The following is a 16,641-nucleotide window of genomic DNA, read 5'->3' on the forward strand; positions in this document are numbered from 1 at the left end:
CGACCGTCTGTTCGTCATTTTTTTTTACCACCGCAGAAACCGGCTTAGGGGTTGGGCCCCCTCCGCCGGGGACGGGTGTGGGTAAAAGGGACCGCCCCAGCACCCCCCCGGCCCCGGAACCGGTCGCCGCCACCCCCTCGGCGGTGGCCGCCCTCGCCCGCGCTGCGGTCGGCGCCACCGGCCGCACCCTGGACAGCGCCGACGAGATCGTGCCGACCCGCGGCAGCACCGGCTTCGCCGCCACCCTGGCGCGTGCCGCCGTCAACGAACCGGCGCTGCCGGAACAGATCTTCGCTCCGTTTGCCGAGGCCCCCGTTGCACCGGCACCTGCCAACGCCGTGCCGGCCAACCGCGCCCACTTCCAGATCGATCCGCCGCAGGCTGCGGATCACGAAAGCCCGGCCCCGACGGTGCAGCCGCCGCCGCTGCCGACCGCTGCTGTGGCCGCCGCCCAGCCGGGAATCGCCGCCAGCGAACCGGCACCGGCTGAAGCCAGTGACGAAACCGGCCCGACCCCCATGCTGACCCCGGCACCCACACTGACCGTGGTCGCCCAGGACGACGCCGAGATCCGCCAGCTGCGCCAGGAAGTGGCGGGCATGCGCCATGTGATCGAGCGCGAAATGAACCGCTTCACCGACGAGCGCCTGCGCGGTTGCCCGGTGCGCGCCACTGCGCTGGACCTGATGGACGAGTACGGCTTCGACGCCGGCCTGGCCCGCGACGTGGCCATGCAGATCCCGCTGGAGACCGAGGCCCACCGCGGCCGCGGCCTGATGCTGGGGCTGATTTCGCGCAAGCTGCCGATCGCCCCGGTCGACCCGCTGGAAGAAGGCGGCGTGATCGCCCTCGTGGGCCCGACCGGCGCCGGCAAGACCACCACCATCGCCAAGCTGGCCTCGCGCTTCGCCGAGAAGCACGCGCCGCGTGACGTCGCCCTGGTCACCACCGACACCACCCGCATCGGTGCCCGCGAGCAGCTGTACGGCTACGGCCGCCAGCTCGGCATCGCGGTGCACGAGGCCAACAGCGGCACCGACCTGGACCATCTGCTGGAACGCCTGAAGGACTACAAGCTGGTACTGATCGACACCGCCGGCCTGGGCCCGCGCGACCGCGCACTGGCCGCCCAGCTGCAGTGGCTGCGTGCTGCCCGCCAGGTGCGCACCCTGCTGGTGCTGCCGGCCAACACCAGCTTCGGCGACATGGACGAGGTGGTCCGCCGCTTCGGCGCCGCCAACCTGCAGGGCCTGGTACTGAGCAAGCTGGACGAGACCGGCCGCTTCGGCAACGCCCTGTCGGTGGCCGTGGACCACGCCCTGCCGATCACCTGGGTGACCGATGGCCAGGACGTTCCGGAGGACCTGCACCGGGCCAGTGCAGCCAATCTCGTACTTCGCCTTGAAGATTTGCGCCGCGCGGCCGATATGCCCTGCAACCCGGAGTTGAACCATGCCGTCGCGTGAGTACGCCAAGCTGACCAAGACCTTCCCGCTGTCGGCCACCCGCAGCGAGCCGCTCGGCCCTGTGCGCACCATTGCCGTCACTGGCGGCAAGGGCGGCGTGGGCAAGACCAACGTTTCGGCCAACCTGGCCGTGGCGCTGGCAGGCATGGGCAAGCGCACGCTGCTACTGGACGCCGACCTCGGCCTGGCCAACATCGACGTGATCCTGGGCCTGAACCCCACCTTTACGCTGGCCGACCTGGTCGCCGGCCGCTGCACGCTGGATGACGTCATCGTCGAAGGCCCGAACGGCGTGCTGGTGGTCCCGGCCGCGTCCGGCCGCCGCCACATGGCCGAGCTGGCCCCGGCTGAGCACGTTGGCCTGGTCAACGTGTTCTCCGAGCTGGAGCGCGAGCTGGACATCATGGTGGTGGACACTGCCGCGGGCATCACCGATGGCGTGCTGACCTTCTGCCAGGCCGCACAGGACACCGTGGTGGTGGTCTGTGACGAGCCGGCCTCGATCACCGACGCCTACGCACTGATCAAGGTGCTGTCGCGCGAGCGCGGCGTGGACCGCATCCAGGTGGTGGCCAACATGGTGCGCGACCCGAACGAGGGCCGCGTGCTGTACGAAAAGCTGACCCGCGTCTGCGAGAAGTTCCTTGCCGATGTCTCGCTGAACTACCTCGGCTGCGTGCCGCAGGACGATTGGCTGCGCCTGTCGGTGCAGCGCCAGCAGCCGGTAGTGAAGGCCTACCCGTCCAGCCCGGCGGCGCTGGCGATCACCGAGATCGCGCGCCGTACCGCGCGCTGGCAGGCGCCGACCGAACCGCGTGGCGGCGTCGAGTTCTTCCTCGAACGCATCCTCAAGCAGCGTGGGGTGACGGCATGAAAGGCGCAGCCCAGTACAGGGAAGTGCAGCGCTCGGCGGCGAACGAAGTCATCGCCCAGCATTCGGACCTGGTGCGGCGCATCGCCCACCACCTGGCCGCGCGCCTGCCGGCCAGCGTCGAGGTCGACGACCTGATCCAGGCCGGCATGATGGGCCTGATCGAAGCGTCGCGCAGCTATGACGCCGACCAGGGTGCTTCGTTCGAGACCTACGCCTCGATCCGCATCCGCGGTTCGATGATCGATGAGATCCGCCGTGGCGACTGGGTGCCGCGCTCGGTGCACCGCCGTGCACGTGATGCCGCCGCCACCATCCGCCGCCTGGAACAGAGCAGTGGCCGTGCCGCCAGCGCCACCGAAGTGGCCGCCGCAATGGAGATGCCGCTGCCCGAGTACCTGCGGCTGATGGAAGACGCTGCACGTGGCCAGGTGCTGAGCCTGGAATCGCGCATCGAGGACCAGGGCGAGCTGGACACCGTCGCCCAGGGTGGCCCGACCCCGCAGCAGGTGCTGGAGCGCGGCGAATTCGGTCGCGAGCTGGGCAAGGCCATCGGCCACCTGCCCGAGCGCGAACAACTGGTGCTCTCGCTGTACTACGAGCAGGAACTGAACCTCAAGGAAATCGGCGCGGTGCTCGGCGTGAGCGAGTCGCGGGTCTGCCAGATACACGGCCAGGCGGTACTGCGTCTGCGGGGCCGGCTGAAGCTGTTCGAGGCTGCCGATGCAGGCCTCGAAGAATGAACATCCCCGAGGCGGCTGCCCCCGGCCGTCCGGAATGAACAACAAAGGAATTCTGCTTTGAACAAGAACATGCGCATCCTGATCGTCGACGACTTCTCGACCATGCGTCGAATCGTCAAGAACCTGCTGGGCGATCTGGGCTTCACCAATACCGCCGAAGCCGAGGACGGGCATGCCGCGCTGTCGCTGCTGCAGAGCCAGCCGTTCGATTTCGTGGTCACCGACTGGAACATGCCAGTGATGACCGGCATCGAACTGCTCAAGGCAATCCGTGCCGATGCCAAGCTGAAGACCCTGCCGGTGCTGATGGTCACGGCAGAAGCCAAGCGCGAGCAGATCATCGAAGCCGCCCAGAGCGGCGTGAACGGCTACATCATCAAGCCGTTCACCGCGCAGACGCTGGAAGAGAAACTCGGCAAGATCTTCGAACGCCTGGCGGCCAGCGCCTGATGGATACCACGGTCGACAAGAGCGCCCTCGCCCTGCGCCTGCAGGAAGCCCTGGACGCACTCGAGTCCGGTGACGAGGCCGCCTGGCGGCAGCGCATCGACGGACTGGTCGCGCTGCGCACGCAGCCGATGATGAGCGGTCTTTCGCGGCTGGCCCGCGAACTGGGACAGGCGCTGGGTGAACTGCCGACCGTACCCAGCGAAGCCGGCGAACTGGACGATGCCTGCGCACGCCTGGACCACGTGGTGGCGATGACCGAACAGGCCACGCACCGCACCCTGGACCTGGCCGAGGAATGCCGCAGCCTGACCGAACAGCTGCGCGCCGAAGGCCTGCAGCCGGGCCAGGACGCGCAGCTCGAGCGCATCCGCCACAACCTGACCGAGATCGCCCTGACCCAGAGCTACCAGGACCTGACCGGGCAGATCATCCGTCGCGTGGTCGGCATCGTCCGCCGCGTGCACGAAGGCTTCGGCGCGCTCGGCCTGCCGCCGGAACAGCATCGCACCGACCCGGAACTGGCCGGGCCGGCACTGAAGGGACTGGACCGCCACGCGGTCTCGCAGAACGACGCCGACGACCTGTTGTCGGATCTGGGGCTGTAAGCATGAGCGCGGTATCCGACGACATCACTGCCGATTTCATCATCGAGGCACAGGAGATCCTGGATCGCCTCGGCGAACAGCTGGTGTCGCTGGAGCAGGCACCGCAGGACAGCGATCAGCTCAACGCGGTGTTCCGCGGCTATCACACGCTCAAGGGCGGCGCCGGCTTCCTCGGCGTCACCGCCATGGTCGAACTGTGCCATGCCGCTGAAGAAGCGCTGGGCGCCGCGCGTGCCGGCCAGGCGGTGCTGCAGGCCCACCACTTTGACGCGGCCCAGCAATCGCTGGACTACCTGCAGTCGATGCTGGATGCGGTTTCCTCCGGCACCGAGCCGGGCTATGCACCGCCGGACCTGATCGCCCAGTTCGACGTGCACGGCGGTGCCGTGGCGGCACCCGCCGCCGCCGCAGCACCTGCCGCGGGTGGCAGCGACCTGATCACCGACGACGAATTCGAGGCTCTGCTCGACCAGCTGCATGGTGGCAACGCGCCGACCGCGGTCGCGCCGGCGAAGAAGGCCGATGATGGACTGATCAGCGAAGACGAGTTCGAAGCCCTGCTCGACCAGCTGCACGGTGGCGCCGCACCGGGCACCAAGCCTGCCGCTGCCGCAGCGCCGGCGCCGGTTGCAGCCCCGCGACCGGTCGCCGCACCGGCACCGGTGGCAAAGCCGGCTGCCAAGCCGCTGGCCGAGGCCGAACACACGGTACGCGTGGACACCAAGCGCCTGGACGCGATCGTCAACCTGATCGGCGAACTGGTGCTGTCACGCAATCGGCTCAAGACCCTGCGTGCACGCCTGCGCGATGAAGAGCTGGACCGCGCCGTGTCCACCCTGGACATCGCCACGGCCCGCCTGCAGTCGGCGGTGATGCGTACCCGCATGCAGCCGGTGGGCAAGGTCTTCTCGCGCTTCCCCAAGGTTGCCCGAGACGTCGCCCGCTCGCTGAAGAAGGAAGTGGACCTGGAACTGATCGGCGCCGAGACCGAGCTCGACCGCAATCTGGTTGAAGCGCTGGCCGACCCGCTGGTGCACCTGGTCCGCAACGCCATCGACCATGGCGTGGAAATGCCCGACCTGCGCGAGGCGCAAGGCAAGCCGAGGATGGGCCACGTGCGGCTGTCGGCACAGCAGGAAGGCGACTACGTCAGCATCGAGGTGCAGGACGATGGCGCCGGCATCGACCCGGAAAAGCTGCGTGCCAAGGCGCGCGAGAAGGGCCTGATCGATCCCGAAGCGGCCGCCCGCCTGAGCAGCGAGGAATGCCTGCATCTGGTGTTCCTGCCGGGCTTCTCGACCAAGCAGCAGGTCACCGACATCTCCGGCCGCGGCGTCGGCATGGACGTGGTGCAGTCACGCATCCGCGAACTGAGCGGCCAGATCCAGATCCAGTCGGAGCTGGGCCGTGGCAGCCGCTTCCTGATCCGCGTGCCGCTGACCCTGGCGATCCTGCCGACCCTGCTGGTGCAGGCAGGTGAGGACGTCTACGCGTTGCCCCTGGCCCGCGTGATGGAAGTGCTGCACGCGCCGCGCACGTCGCTGGGCTGGTTCGATGGCCGTGCCGTGCTCGACCGCCGCTCGCACACCCTGCCGCTGGTCGATCTGCGCCAGTGGCTGGATGTGACGCCGGCCGCCTCGCCGCTGCTGACCATCGTAGTGCTGCAGGCCGGCGAAGCGCGCTTCGGGCTGGTCGTGGACCAGGTGCGCGGGCGAGAGGAAGTGGTCATCAAGCCGCTGCCGAAAGCCCTGCGCGGCCTGCGCGGTTATGCCGGTGCAACCTTGATCGGCGATGGTCGCATGGCCCTGATCCTGGACGTGGACGGGCTGCGATGACCCCCGCCGGGCCATGCCCGGCGACCCGAAAACTGTGACTACCGTCTGTACGCGATCTACCGGTGTCTCAAGTCCCATTCATACACGCCGATACCGGAACCATGGATAGACTCAGCCTCATTGGACTCTTTCTCGCCCTGGCCTCGCTGGTCGGTGGCAGCATCCTCAAGGGCGCCGGCCTGGCGTCGTTGTGGTCGCCTGCGGCGTTCGTGATCGTCATCGTCGGCACCGTCGCCGCGATCCTGCTGCATACCTCGCCGGCGGTGTTCAAGCATGCCTTCAAGATCGTGCGCTGGGTCGTGCGCCCGCCGCACAGTGATCGCCGCGAACTGATCCAGCAGATTGTCGAGTGGAGCAACATCGCCCGCCGCCAGGGCCTGCTGGGCCTGGAATCGCAGGTGGAAGCGCAGCAGGACCCATTCCTGCGCAAGGGCCTGCAGCTGCTGGTGGACGGCGTTGAACCCGAATCGATGCGGCACATGCTGGAAATCGAACTGGGCAGCCAGGAACACCAGGACCAGGCCGCCGCCAAGGTCTTCGAAGCAATGGGCATCTACGCCCCGACCCTCGGCATCATCGGCGCCGTGCTCGGCCTGATCGCGGTGATGAAGAACCTGGCCGACCCGAGCAAGCTCGGCCACGGCATCGCCGCTGCGTTCACCGCCACCATCTACGGCATCGCCTCGGCCAACCTGCTGTTCCTGCCGGTTGCCGCCAAGCTCAAGAGTGTGATCTCGCACAACACCCGCGACCGCGAAATGGTCATCGAAGGCCTGATCTCGATCGCCCAGGGCGAAAACCCGCGCAACATCGAAACCAACCTCTCCGGCTTCCTGCACTGACATGGCCCGCCGCAAGCACCACGAAGAGCACGCCAACCACGAAGCATGGGCGATTCCCTATGCCGACCTGATGACGCTGCTGCTCGCCTTCTTCGTGGTCATGTACGCGATTTCCTCGGTCAACGAGGGCAAGTACCGGATCATGGCCGACGCGCTGACCGATGCCTTCGGTGGCGCACCGCGCACCATCAATCCGGTGCAGGTGGGTAACAAACAGGTGCAGGGTGGCGGCTGGGACAGCCCCTCGGTGATCAAGTCCGGCACCAAGATCGGGCCCTCGGCGCCTGCGCCGTCGCACGACCCGACCCTGCTGCCATCGATGGCTTCGCAGATGCGCATGCCGGTGTCGGTGCACAACCAGGAGCAGATCGCGCGCGCCGAGCGCCAGCTCAACAGCATCGCCGACCGCCTCACTGCCGCACTGGCGCCGTTGATCGACCGCGGCATGATCAGCGTGCGCCGCACCGAGCTGTGGATCGAAGTCGAGATCAACAGCGACATCCTGTTCCCCACCGGCTCGGCGGCGCTGGACGTGCATGCGCGGCAGACCCTGGCCAGCCTGGCCGACGTGCTGCGTGACGTGCCAAACAGCGTGCGCGTGGAAGGCCACACCGACAACGTGCCGATTGCCACCGCCACCTTCCCGTCGAACTGGGAACTGTCGGCCGGGCGTGCGGCCAGCGTGGTGCACCTGTTCGCCGACCAGGGCGTGCAGCCGTCGCGGCTGGCGATGGTCGGCTACGGCCAGTTCCGCCCGCGCGAAGAGAACGACAGCGCGCAGGGTCGCAACCGCAACCGTCGGGTGATGGTCATCATCCTGGCCGACACCTCGCATTCGGTGGACCCGCTTGGCCAGCGCCTGAATGCAGCCACCGGTGCCACCCAAAGCACCGACACCGAACAAGCCGCGGCAACTCCGGCTACCGCCCCCACCTCCCCCATCGCACCGGTGAAGTTGCCGCCGGTGCCGGCTGGCAGTCGCGTCGGCGCCGCCGTTCCCCCGGCAATGAAGGAGTAAACCGATGCGCATCTGGGCAGTCGCCAACCAGAAGGGCGGAGTCGGCAAGACCACCACCACCCTCGCCCTCGGCCGCGGCCTGGCCGCGCTCGGCCATCGCGTGCTGCTGATCGACCTCGATCCGCATGCCTCGCTCAGCCGCGCCTTCGGCGTGCCGGTGGACCCGCCGCCGGCCGGCGTACTGGAACTGTTCGGCGCCCCGCCGGCCGATCTTTCCAGCCTGTGCCATGCCAGCAACATCCACGGCCTGGACTACGTCTGTGCACAGTCCGCGCTGGCCACACTGGAGCGCCGCAGCGCCAACCAGCCCGGCCTCGGCCTGGCCCTGCAGAACGCTCTGGCGCGCCACCAGGGCCAGCATGACTACATCCTGCTGGACTGCGCACCGACCCTCGGCCTGTTGATGATCAACGCACTGGCCGCAGCCGATCGCCTGATCATCCCCACCCAGGCCGAGCCGCTGGCGCTGCATGGCCTGGATGGCATGGTCCGCACCGGCGAGATGGTCGAGCGCTCGCGCCGCCGCCCGCTGCCGATCTCGATCCTGCCGACCCTGTTCGACCGCCGCACCCGCGCCGGCAACGAGTCGCTGCGCACCATGCAGGATCGTCACGGCACCCGCGTGTGGGAAGACGCCATTCCGATCGACACCCGCATCAGCAACGCCGCCGGCCTGACCCTGCCAAGCGTCGGCGAGGACTACCCGGGCCGCGGCCTGGCCGCCTATCGCCGCGCCCTGAACTGGATCCTCGGCGAGGATGCCCGCGCCCTGGAGCAGGCCGCATGAACAGCACCGGCGTACTGGACGACTATCTGGACGAACTGCTGGGCGAAGCGATCGCCGTGGCGCCACCGGTTGCACCGCCGCCGGCCAGCGACGAAGCGTGCCCGGTGATTGCAGCGGACACCGAACGCGAGCCGACCTGGGACGATCTGCCGGCCGAAGTGATCTACGAAACGGAGACTGTTGCTGCTGCCCCGGCAGAGGACGACGCAGCACTCGAAGCCGCCTTCGAGGCCGCCGCAATGCCGGTCGCCGCTCCCGAACGAGAACCGACCTGGGATGACCTGCCTGACGAGGTGATCCACGAGACGCCCCCTGCTCCGGCCGCCGTCCAGGCAGGTCCGGAACCCACCTGGGACGATCTGCCGGACGAAGTGATCTACGAGACCGATCCGGCCGACAGCCATCGCCTCGCCCACACCGACAGCCCCGGCCTGCAGGCCGCGTTCGAGGCCGCAGCCGGCGGCGAGGACGTTCCTGCGCCACCACCGGCCGTAGTGGCAGCACCCGCTCCAGCGGCCCGCAACGATGCCGCGCCGCCGCCGCGCGTGGCCGTGGACGCGCCAGCAGGCAACCGTCCGAACAGCTGGCAGGAACTGCAGGCACAGGCACACCGGCCCGCCAGCAGTCCGCATCCGCAGAACCGACGCGCCGGCGAGCGCACCTCGCGCTGGCTGCGCCTGCGCTGCGGTACCCAGGCCTATGCACTGGAACTGCTGAAGGTGCAGGAAGTGGTGCTGCCGGTGCCGCTGCTGCCGTTGCGCGGCACCGCGCCGGCGATGCTCGGCATCATGAACCTGCGTGGCCAGGTGGTGCCGGTGATGGATCTCGGCCTGCACCTGGGCGCGGCGGCCGCCGAAGACGACTCACAGACCCGCATCGTGGTTCTGGAGGAAGACGGCGAGACCATTGGCCTGCGCGTGTCGGCGGTGGAAGATGTCGCCAACCTCACCGATTCGCAGATCGAACCGCCGGATACCGCGCGCATCTGCCAGATCTCCAACGACCTGTTCCGTGGCGTCGCCCGGGTCAGCCAGCGCCCGATGATCCTGCTGGATGCCACCCGGTTATTGAGCTGAGTCGGCGCTTTGCGCCGACGCGTTGCCTGTCGGGGACGCAAGGAGTTGATCCGTTGGATCAACACCTTACGTCCCCACTGCGCCGTCGCCATTAAAAAGGGGACGGAGGGGATTAAGTCGCATCCGCCTCCATCAGCAACGGCGCCTACGCAGTGGGGACGGCAGGTGCCGATGCGCAGCATTGGCATCTCCCGTCCCGAACAACACCGCATCGGCGCACCGCGTCGATTCCCCTAAAGAACCCCGCCGGGGTGCCGTTATGGATCACGGAACCGTTTGTCCGGAGCAACGATGAGCACTGTCGAACTGGGTGGGGATCTCGGCATCGAGAGCACTACCGAGCTCAAGAACCGCCTCGCCCCATTGGTGGCGCAGGCAGGCGAGCTGACCCTGGATGCAAGCCAGGTCGCCCGCATCCACACGGCCGCCATGCAGGTGCTGTGTGCGTTCGTGCAGGCCCGCCGCGAGGCAGGCCTGGGCACCGGCTTCCACGGTTGCACTGCAACCTTCCGTGACGCCGCGCGCCTGCTGGGCGTCACCCAGGCCCTGGGCCTGGACGTAACCCATGACAACCTGAAATCTGTGGAGAACGCTGCATGAGCGCACGTATCTTGGTGGTGGACGATTCGGCGTCGATGCGCCAGATGGTGTCCTTCGCCCTCACCTCGGCCGGTTTTGCCGTCGAAGAAGCTGAAGACGGCGCGGTCGCGCTCGGTCGCGCCAAGGGCCAGCGCTTCAATGCGGTGGTCACCGACGTCAACATGCCGAACATGGACGGCATCGCGCTGATCCGCGAACTGCGCCAGCTGCCGGACTACAAGTTCACCCCGCTGCTGATGCTGACCACCGAGTCGGCCGCCGACAAGAAGTCCGAAGGCAAGGCCGCCGGCGCTACCGGTTGGCTGGTCAAGCCATTCAATCCGGAACAGCTGGTCGCCACCGTGCAGAAAGTGCTGGGCTGATCGCCCCGCACCGCTCCCCCTCTTCGCTTCCGGACCACCACTGCCATGAGCATGGACCTGCAACGCTTCCACGCCACCTTCTTCGAGGAGAGCCGCGAAGGCCTCGACGCGATGGAGGCTGGCCTGCTGGCCCTGGAATCGGGGCAGCAGGACGCGGAGATCATCAATTCGGTGTTCCGCGCCGCCCACTCGATCAAGGGCGGCGCCGGCACCTTCGGCTTCGACGCGATCGCCGGCCTGACCCATGTGCTGGAGACGCTGCTCGATGAGCTGCGCGCCGGCAAGCGGGCACTGGAAGGCCACGCCGTCGACGCCATGCTGTCCTCGGTGGACGTGCTGCGCGCCCTGCTGCGCGAAGCCGAACACGGCCAGGCTGCCGATCCGGCTGCAGTCGCTGCGGTGAAGGCGCGGCTGGAAGCGGTTCTTTCCGGCCAGGCCGCAGCGAGTGCCCCGGCTGCCGCCGCAGCCAAGGTGGACGACACGCCGGAAGCCTGGCAGATCGGTTTCACTCCGGCACCGTCGCTGTTCATGAGCGGCAACGACCCGCTGCGCATCATCCGCGAACTGGAACATCTCGGTTCGCTGCAGGTCGCCGCGCGCATGGAACGCCTGCCGGGCTTCGCCCAGCTCGACCCGCTCGAGGCCCACCTGGCGTGGGACCTGGGCCTGGTCGGCAAGGTGCCGCGCAGCAAGATCGAAGACACTTTCGCCTGGGTGCTGGACGACTGCGAACTGGACATCCGTCCGGCCGCGCCGCCGAGCCTGGCCACCGAGGCAGCTGCTACACCCGCCCCTTCCACACCGGCCGCCGTTGTACCGGCGGCACCCACCGCCGCTGCCAGCAGCGGTGGCGGCCAGGAAGCCGAAACCTCGATCCGCGTCAGCGTCGACAAGGTCGATGCGCTGATCAACCTGGTCGGCGAACTGGTCATCACCCAGGCCATGCTCAAGCAGGTCTCGCACGCACTGGACCCGGTCCACGCCGAGAGCCTGTTCGCCGGCCTGGACCAGCTTGAACGCAACACGCGAGACCTGCAGGAAGCGGTGATCGGCGTGCGCATGCTGCCGGTCGATGCGGTGTTCCGCCGCTTCCCGCGCCTGGTCCGCGATCTGTCCAGCCGCCTTGGCAAGCAGGTCCGCCTGCGCACCGTCGGTGAAGGCACCGAACTGGACAAGGGCCTGATCGAAAAGATCGCCGATCCGCTGGTGCACCTGGTGCGCAACTCGATCGACCACGGCCTGGAAATGCCGGACGTGCGTCGCGGCGCGGGCAAGGACGAGACCGGCACGATCACCCTGGCGGCTTCGCACCAGGGCGGCCACATCGTCATCGAAGTCAGCGACGACGGTCGCGGCCTCGACCGCACCAAGATCCTGGCCAAGGCCCACGAACGCGGCCTGGTGGTGCCGGACAACCCGACCGATTCGCAAGTCTGGGACCTGATCTTCCAGCCTGGTTTCTCCACCGCCGATGCGGTCACCGACCTGTCCGGCCGTGGCGTCGGCATGGACGTGGTCCGCCGCAACATCCAGGCGCTGGGGGGCGAGGTGCAGATCGAAAGCAGCCTCGGCGCCGGCACCCGCACGCTGATCCGCCTGCCACTGACCCTGGCCATCCTCGATGGCATGACCGTGGCGGTGGCCGGTGAAACCCTGATCCTGCCGCTGGCTTATGTGCTTGAGGCCCTGCAGCCGCAGGCCGAGGACATCCGCAGCATGGCCGGCGAAGGCCGCGTGCTGCGCGTGCGCGGTGAGTACCTGCCGATCCTGTCGCTGAGCGAGTACTACGGCTACGGCGACCGCGCACCGGGCAGCGAATCGCTGGTGGTGGTGGTCGAAGGCGATGGCCAGAAGATCGCACTGGAAGTGGACGAGCTGGTCGGCCAGCAGCAGGTGGTGGTGAAGAACATCGAGAACAACTACCGCCGTATCGGCGGGGTGTCCGGTGCCACCATCCTTGGCGATGGCCGTGTGGCCCTGATCGTCGACATCGGCGGACTGGTGCGTTCGCTGCGGATGCCGCAGGCCGCCTGATCCACACTGCAGGCGTGTACTGGACCGCCGCCCTTCGGGGCGGCGGTTTTTGTTTGCGCGCGCCCTGCCAAGGGATCTGACCCCAAGCCACAGCGCCCTGCATTCCGTGAACTCCGTCAATGCGACGGTTTCGCGCGCAACTACGCCATGCAAGCGCAAGCCCCGCCACGGCGGCACTTTCGCGCCGTCATCCCTACGCAACCGAATGTGATCTGCGTCCATAAAGTCCATCCGAACTGCGCCGCTATTTCGCTTTGACGGCCGTCACCGAACCCCCACCGGGCACCACCGTTCGCTCTGCAACCACCCCCAGCCGACGCAACGACGCCGGCGCCCTGCCCACCTGGAGCACCCTGCATGAAGTGGTTCCACGATCTGCCCATCGCCCGCAAGCTGGCCGTGGGGTTCACCCTCACCACCCTGATGACCGTCGTACTGGGTGCCTTCGCCCTGGTCCGCCTGTCCGAGGCCAACGCGCAGCTGAGCGCGATGGCCTCCAACGATATTCCGTCCGTGCAGTACCTCGGCGAAGTGCGCTCGCAGCTGGGTGAATTCCGCACCTATGAGCTGGCCCAGCTGAGCATGCTGGACCAGCCCGAGAAGGTGGCCGACTACAACAAGCGCATGGACGACACCGCCGCCGTCGTGCGCGAACAGCTGGCCGCGTACGCCAAGCTGCCGGCCGGCGCCAAGGAGCGCGAGCTCTACCGCGCCGTGCAGGTCGACGTCGATGGCTACTTCGCAGCCAATGCCAAGCTGCGCGAAGCGGCCACCGCCGGCGATGGCGTCGTCGCACGGCAGATCTCCGACGACCAGTCGCGCCCGCTGCGCCGCAAGGCCTTTGAAGACCTCAAGGCACTGGGCGCGTACAGCAGCTCGCTGATGCAGGGCAAGATCGACAACGCCAATGCCACCCACCGCAACAGCATGCTGGCGATCATTGCCGCCGTCGTACTGCTGGTTGTGGTCGCCGCAACCCTGGCGGTGGTCATCTCGCGCGCCGTGGTCGGCCCGCTCGGCAAGGCCGTGAACGCCATCCAGGCCGTCGCACGCGGCGACCTCAGCGTCACCACCCAGAGCACCGGCAAGGACGAGGCTGGCCGCATGCTGGCGGCCACCACCGAAATGACCGCGATGCTGCGCCGCTTCTCCGAGCAGACCCAGCTGATGGCGCAGATGCACGCCGGCCCGGACATCAGCCACCGCATTCCGGAAGACTTCCCGGGCGTCTATGGACAGCTGGCCAGCGGCATCAACACGGTCATCTTCGAACATCTCGACTCGATCCGCGATGCCATCGACGTGCTCAACCAGTACGCCACCGGCAACCTCGCTCCGGACGCACGCCGCCTGCCAGGCAGCCGCGCGATCCTGCACGAGTCGATGGATGCGGCCAAGGCCAGCCTGCTGGCCATCAACACGCAGATCCAGCAGCTGGCCTCGGCCGCCGCCGCCGGCGACTTCAGCCAGCGCGGTGATGCGCAGCGTTTCGATCACGATTTCCGCGTGATGATCGAGCAGCTCAACAGCATGATGCAGGTCGCCGACGGCAACCTCGGCCAGCTCTCGCAGCTGCTGCAGTCGATCGCCGCCGGCGACCTGACCGCACGCATGGACGGCCAGTTCAACGGCGTGTTCGCACGCATGCGTGACGACGCCAACACCACCGTTGCACAGCTGACCCAGATCGTCGGCCAGATCCAGGCCAGCGCCGGCAGCATCACCCTGGCCGCCGGCGAGATCGCATCGGGCAACAGCGACCTGTCGCGCCGTACCGAGCAGCAGGCCGCCAACCTGGAAGAAACCGCTGCCTCGATGGAGGAACTGACCTCCACCGTGCGCCAGAACGCCGAGCACGCCCGCCAGGCCAACCAGCTCGCCATCGGCGCGCATGGCGTCGCCTCGCAGGGCGGTGAAGTGGTCGGCCAGGTGGTCAGCACGATGTCGGCCATCGAAGCCTCGTCGAAGAAGATCGCCGAGATCATCAGCGTCATCGACGGCATCGCCTTCCAGACCAACATCCTGGCGCTGAACGCCGCCGTGGAAGCCGCGCGTGCCGGTGAACAGGGCCGCGGCTTCGCCGTGGTCGCCAGCGAAGTGCGTACCCTCGCCCAGCGCTCGGCCGCCGCCGCCAAGGAGATCAAGGGCCTGATCGATGATTCGGTCGGCAAGGTCGCCGAAGGCTCCAGCCTGGTGCACCAGGCCGGCAGCACCATGGGCGAGATCGTCGCCTCGGTGCAGCGCGTAACCGACATCATGGCCGAGATCTCTGCGGCTTCGCAGGAACAGAGCGCCGGCATCGAGCAGGTCAACCAGACCGTGGTGCAGATGGACGAAACCACCCAGCAGAACGCTGCGCTGGTGGAGGAAGCAACCGCTGCCGCGCGTGCGATGGAAGACCAGGCCGTGCAGCTGGGTGAAGCCGTGGCCCGCTTCCGGCTGGCATCACAGGGCGCCACCGCCGCGCCGGCACGCCTGACCACCGCACCGCTGCCACGCCAGGTGGCGGCCGCCGCGCCGGCTGCCAGGCCCGCCCCCGCTCGTGCGCTGCGTGCATCGGCGGCGCAGCCCGCACTGGCTGCGGACGGCGACTGGCAGGAGTTCTGACCCCACGCGGAACGCATCCGCGCATGGCGTGGATCCACCTGCGCGGCGGGCCATGGGCCAGGATCCCTTTCCTTCGGGAAAGGGATCCGACCCCGGACGCATGGAAAGTGATGCAATTCTCACTTCATAATCCGGCACAGTGGCCGATATCCCCATCGAGCCTCGCGCCAACGCGTGCTGGCGCCCGCCCCTGACCGTAGATTCCATGTCCGACGGCAACGACACTGCAGTGCATGATGTCCACGCGGCTGATGCCGCTGACGAACGTTTCCTGGTCCGCAATCCGCGCCAGCTGCGGCAGCTGCTGCGATCGCTGATCGATCAGCGATCACTGATCAATGCGCATATCGACGGCCGCGACCGCTCGTTCCCGACCGCGCTGCTTGAGCTCGACGAGGACGAAGACACCCTGCTGCTCGATGGCAGCCCGCAGGAGGCGTCCAACCGCGCCGCCGAACAGGCCGACCATCTGCTGTGCTTCGCCCAGCTCGAACGCGTGCTGGTGCGGTTCCGCCTGCAGGCACTGCAGCGTGTGGACAACGACGGCCACGTCGCCTTCCGTGCCCCGCTACCGGACGAGCTGGTCCATCTGCAACGACGTGAGATGTATCGGCTGGAGACGCCAGTCACCGATTCGCCCCAGCTGCTGATCCCCGCCGGCGAGAGCCGCGCCGAAGCGCTGTCGATGCGGGTGGTGGACATCAGTGGCGGCGGCCTGGCGGTGGCCGTGCCTACCGACTGCGCGGTGTTCAGCCTGCAGAAGCGCTATCCGGCGGTGCTGTCGCTGCCCGACGGCCCGGACCTGGAGATCGAGCTGGTCGTCTGCAACCTGCTGCCGCAGCGCCAACCCAACGGCATCGAGATCAAGCGCGTGGGAATGCGCTTCGACATCCTGCCGCGTGGCGCCGACAGCGCCATCCAGCGCTACATCTTCCGCATCGACCGCCAGCGCAAGGCACGCCGCAACGGCGAGCTGTAAGGCCGCCCGACCGGTAGTGCCGGCCGCTGGCCGGCAACCTGGCGCCAACGCGGGAGCTGCCATTGCCGGCCAGCGGCCGGCACTACCCATCCGGGGCCGATCCGGCCCCCGGCATATCCACGCCATGCGTGGATGCCCTCACCTTCCCCGGTTGACCCACGCCATGCGTGGATGCCCCACCCTCTCCGGTAGATCCACGCCATGCATGGATGCCCCACCCTCCCCGGTAGATCCACGCCATGCGTGGATGCCCTCGTCTCTTTTACACATTCGCGTCCACCGAAGAACCTCGCATGGTGTACTCTCTCGCCTCCCTGTCCATTTCAAAAAAAAAAAAAAAACAAAAAACTATAAAAAATAAAAAAA

Annotated in this window: 14 protein-coding genes and 1 pseudogene; all 15 read left to right on the forward strand. The window is 67.8% G+C overall.

The annotated features are described in order from the left end of the window. Positions 1 to 335: 335 nt before the first annotated feature. Positions 336 to 1,466, forward strand: a pseudogene (flhF, locus tag EKL94_RS20065) (flagellar biosynthesis protein FlhF); the annotation flags it as partial. Beyond that, positions 1,453 to 2,340 carry a MinD/ParA family ATP-binding protein gene (locus EKL94_RS20070; protein WP_049401182.1) on the forward strand — a complete coding sequence of 296 codons (888 nt, stop codon included), beginning with the start codon at positions 1,453 to 1,455 and terminating at the stop codon, positions 2,338 to 2,340. The pseudogene flhF and the gene EKL94_RS20070, both read left to right, overlap by 14 nt. Further along, on the forward strand, positions 2,337 to 3,080 hold the full coding sequence (locus EKL94_RS20075) for an RNA polymerase sigma factor FliA (protein ID WP_049401180.1): 744 nt from the start codon (positions 2,337 to 2,339) through the stop codon (positions 3,078 to 3,080). Before EKL94_RS20070 ends, EKL94_RS20075 begins: the two co-directional genes overlap by 4 nt. Positions 3,081 to 3,137: 57 nt before the next feature. After that, entirely contained in the window at positions 3,138 to 3,530 is a 393-nt protein-coding gene (gene cheY / locus EKL94_RS20080) for a chemotaxis response regulator CheY (protein ID WP_006365466.1), read from the forward strand. Beyond that, the gene (locus EKL94_RS20085) at positions 3,530 to 4,135 is read left to right on the forward strand and encodes a protein phosphatase CheZ (protein ID WP_010482455.1); all 606 of its coding nucleotides are present in this window, start codon (positions 3,530 to 3,532) and stop codon (positions 4,133 to 4,135) included. Before cheY ends, EKL94_RS20085 begins: the two co-directional genes overlap by 1 nt. Positions 4,136 to 4,137: 2 nt before the next feature. After that, positions 4,138 to 5,970: a chemotaxis protein CheA gene (locus EKL94_RS20090; RefSeq protein WP_126930400.1), complete on the forward strand. Its 1,833-nt coding sequence runs from the start codon at positions 4,138 to 4,140 to the stop codon at positions 5,968 to 5,970. A gap of 101 nt (positions 5,971 to 6,071) precedes the next feature. After that, the gene (locus tag EKL94_RS20095; protein WP_126930401.1) at positions 6,072 to 6,812 is read left to right on the forward strand and encodes a flagellar motor protein; all 741 of its coding nucleotides are present in this window, start codon (positions 6,072 to 6,074) and stop codon (positions 6,810 to 6,812) included. A gap of 1 nt (position 6,813) precedes the next feature. Further along, positions 6,814 to 7,830 (forward strand): flagellar motor protein MotD, encoded by a 1,017-nt coding sequence (gene motD, locus EKL94_RS20100; RefSeq protein ID WP_126930402.1) that lies wholly within the window; start codon positions 6,814 to 6,816, stop codon positions 7,828 to 7,830. 4 nt (positions 7,831 to 7,834) lie between these two features. Continuing rightward, the gene (locus EKL94_RS20105) at positions 7,835 to 8,617 is read left to right on the forward strand and encodes a ParA family protein (RefSeq protein WP_126930403.1); all 783 of its coding nucleotides are present in this window, start codon (positions 7,835 to 7,837) and stop codon (positions 8,615 to 8,617) included. Then, entirely contained in the window at positions 8,614 to 9,693 is a 1,080-nt protein-coding gene (locus EKL94_RS20110) for a chemotaxis protein CheW (protein ID WP_126930404.1), read from the forward strand. The genes EKL94_RS20105 and EKL94_RS20110 overlap by 4 nt, the downstream gene beginning before the upstream one ends. A 291-nt stretch (positions 9,694 to 9,984) precedes the next feature. Further along, positions 9,985 to 10,293 (forward strand): STAS domain-containing protein, encoded by a 309-nt coding sequence (locus tag EKL94_RS20115; RefSeq protein WP_126930405.1) that lies wholly within the window; start codon positions 9,985 to 9,987, stop codon positions 10,291 to 10,293. Continuing rightward, complete coding sequence (locus tag EKL94_RS20120) at positions 10,290 to 10,655, forward strand: response regulator (RefSeq protein ID WP_005409521.1); 366 nt, start codon at positions 10,290 to 10,292, stop codon at positions 10,653 to 10,655. The genes EKL94_RS20115 and EKL94_RS20120 overlap by 4 nt, the downstream gene beginning before the upstream one ends. A 45-nt stretch (positions 10,656 to 10,700) precedes the next feature. Continuing rightward, positions 10,701 to 12,689: a chemotaxis protein CheA gene (locus tag EKL94_RS20125; protein ID WP_126930406.1), complete on the forward strand. Its 1,989-nt coding sequence runs from the start codon at positions 10,701 to 10,703 to the stop codon at positions 12,687 to 12,689. A 357-nt stretch (positions 12,690 to 13,046) separates the two neighbouring features. Beyond that, positions 13,047 to 15,296 carry a methyl-accepting chemotaxis protein gene (locus tag EKL94_RS20130; RefSeq protein ID WP_126930407.1) on the forward strand — a complete coding sequence of 750 codons (2,250 nt, stop codon included), beginning with the start codon at positions 13,047 to 13,049 and terminating at the stop codon, positions 15,294 to 15,296. 205 nt (positions 15,297 to 15,501) lie between these two features. After that, entirely contained in the window at positions 15,502 to 16,275 is a 774-nt protein-coding gene (locus EKL94_RS20135; RefSeq protein ID WP_049437805.1) for a flagellar brake protein, read from the forward strand. Positions 16,276 to 16,641 lie beyond the last annotated feature (366 nt).

It is taken from the genome of Stenotrophomonas maltophilia (assembly GCF_003970865.1).
Classification (GTDB): domain Bacteria; phylum Pseudomonadota; class Gammaproteobacteria; order Xanthomonadales; family Xanthomonadaceae; genus Stenotrophomonas; species Stenotrophomonas maltophilia_AR.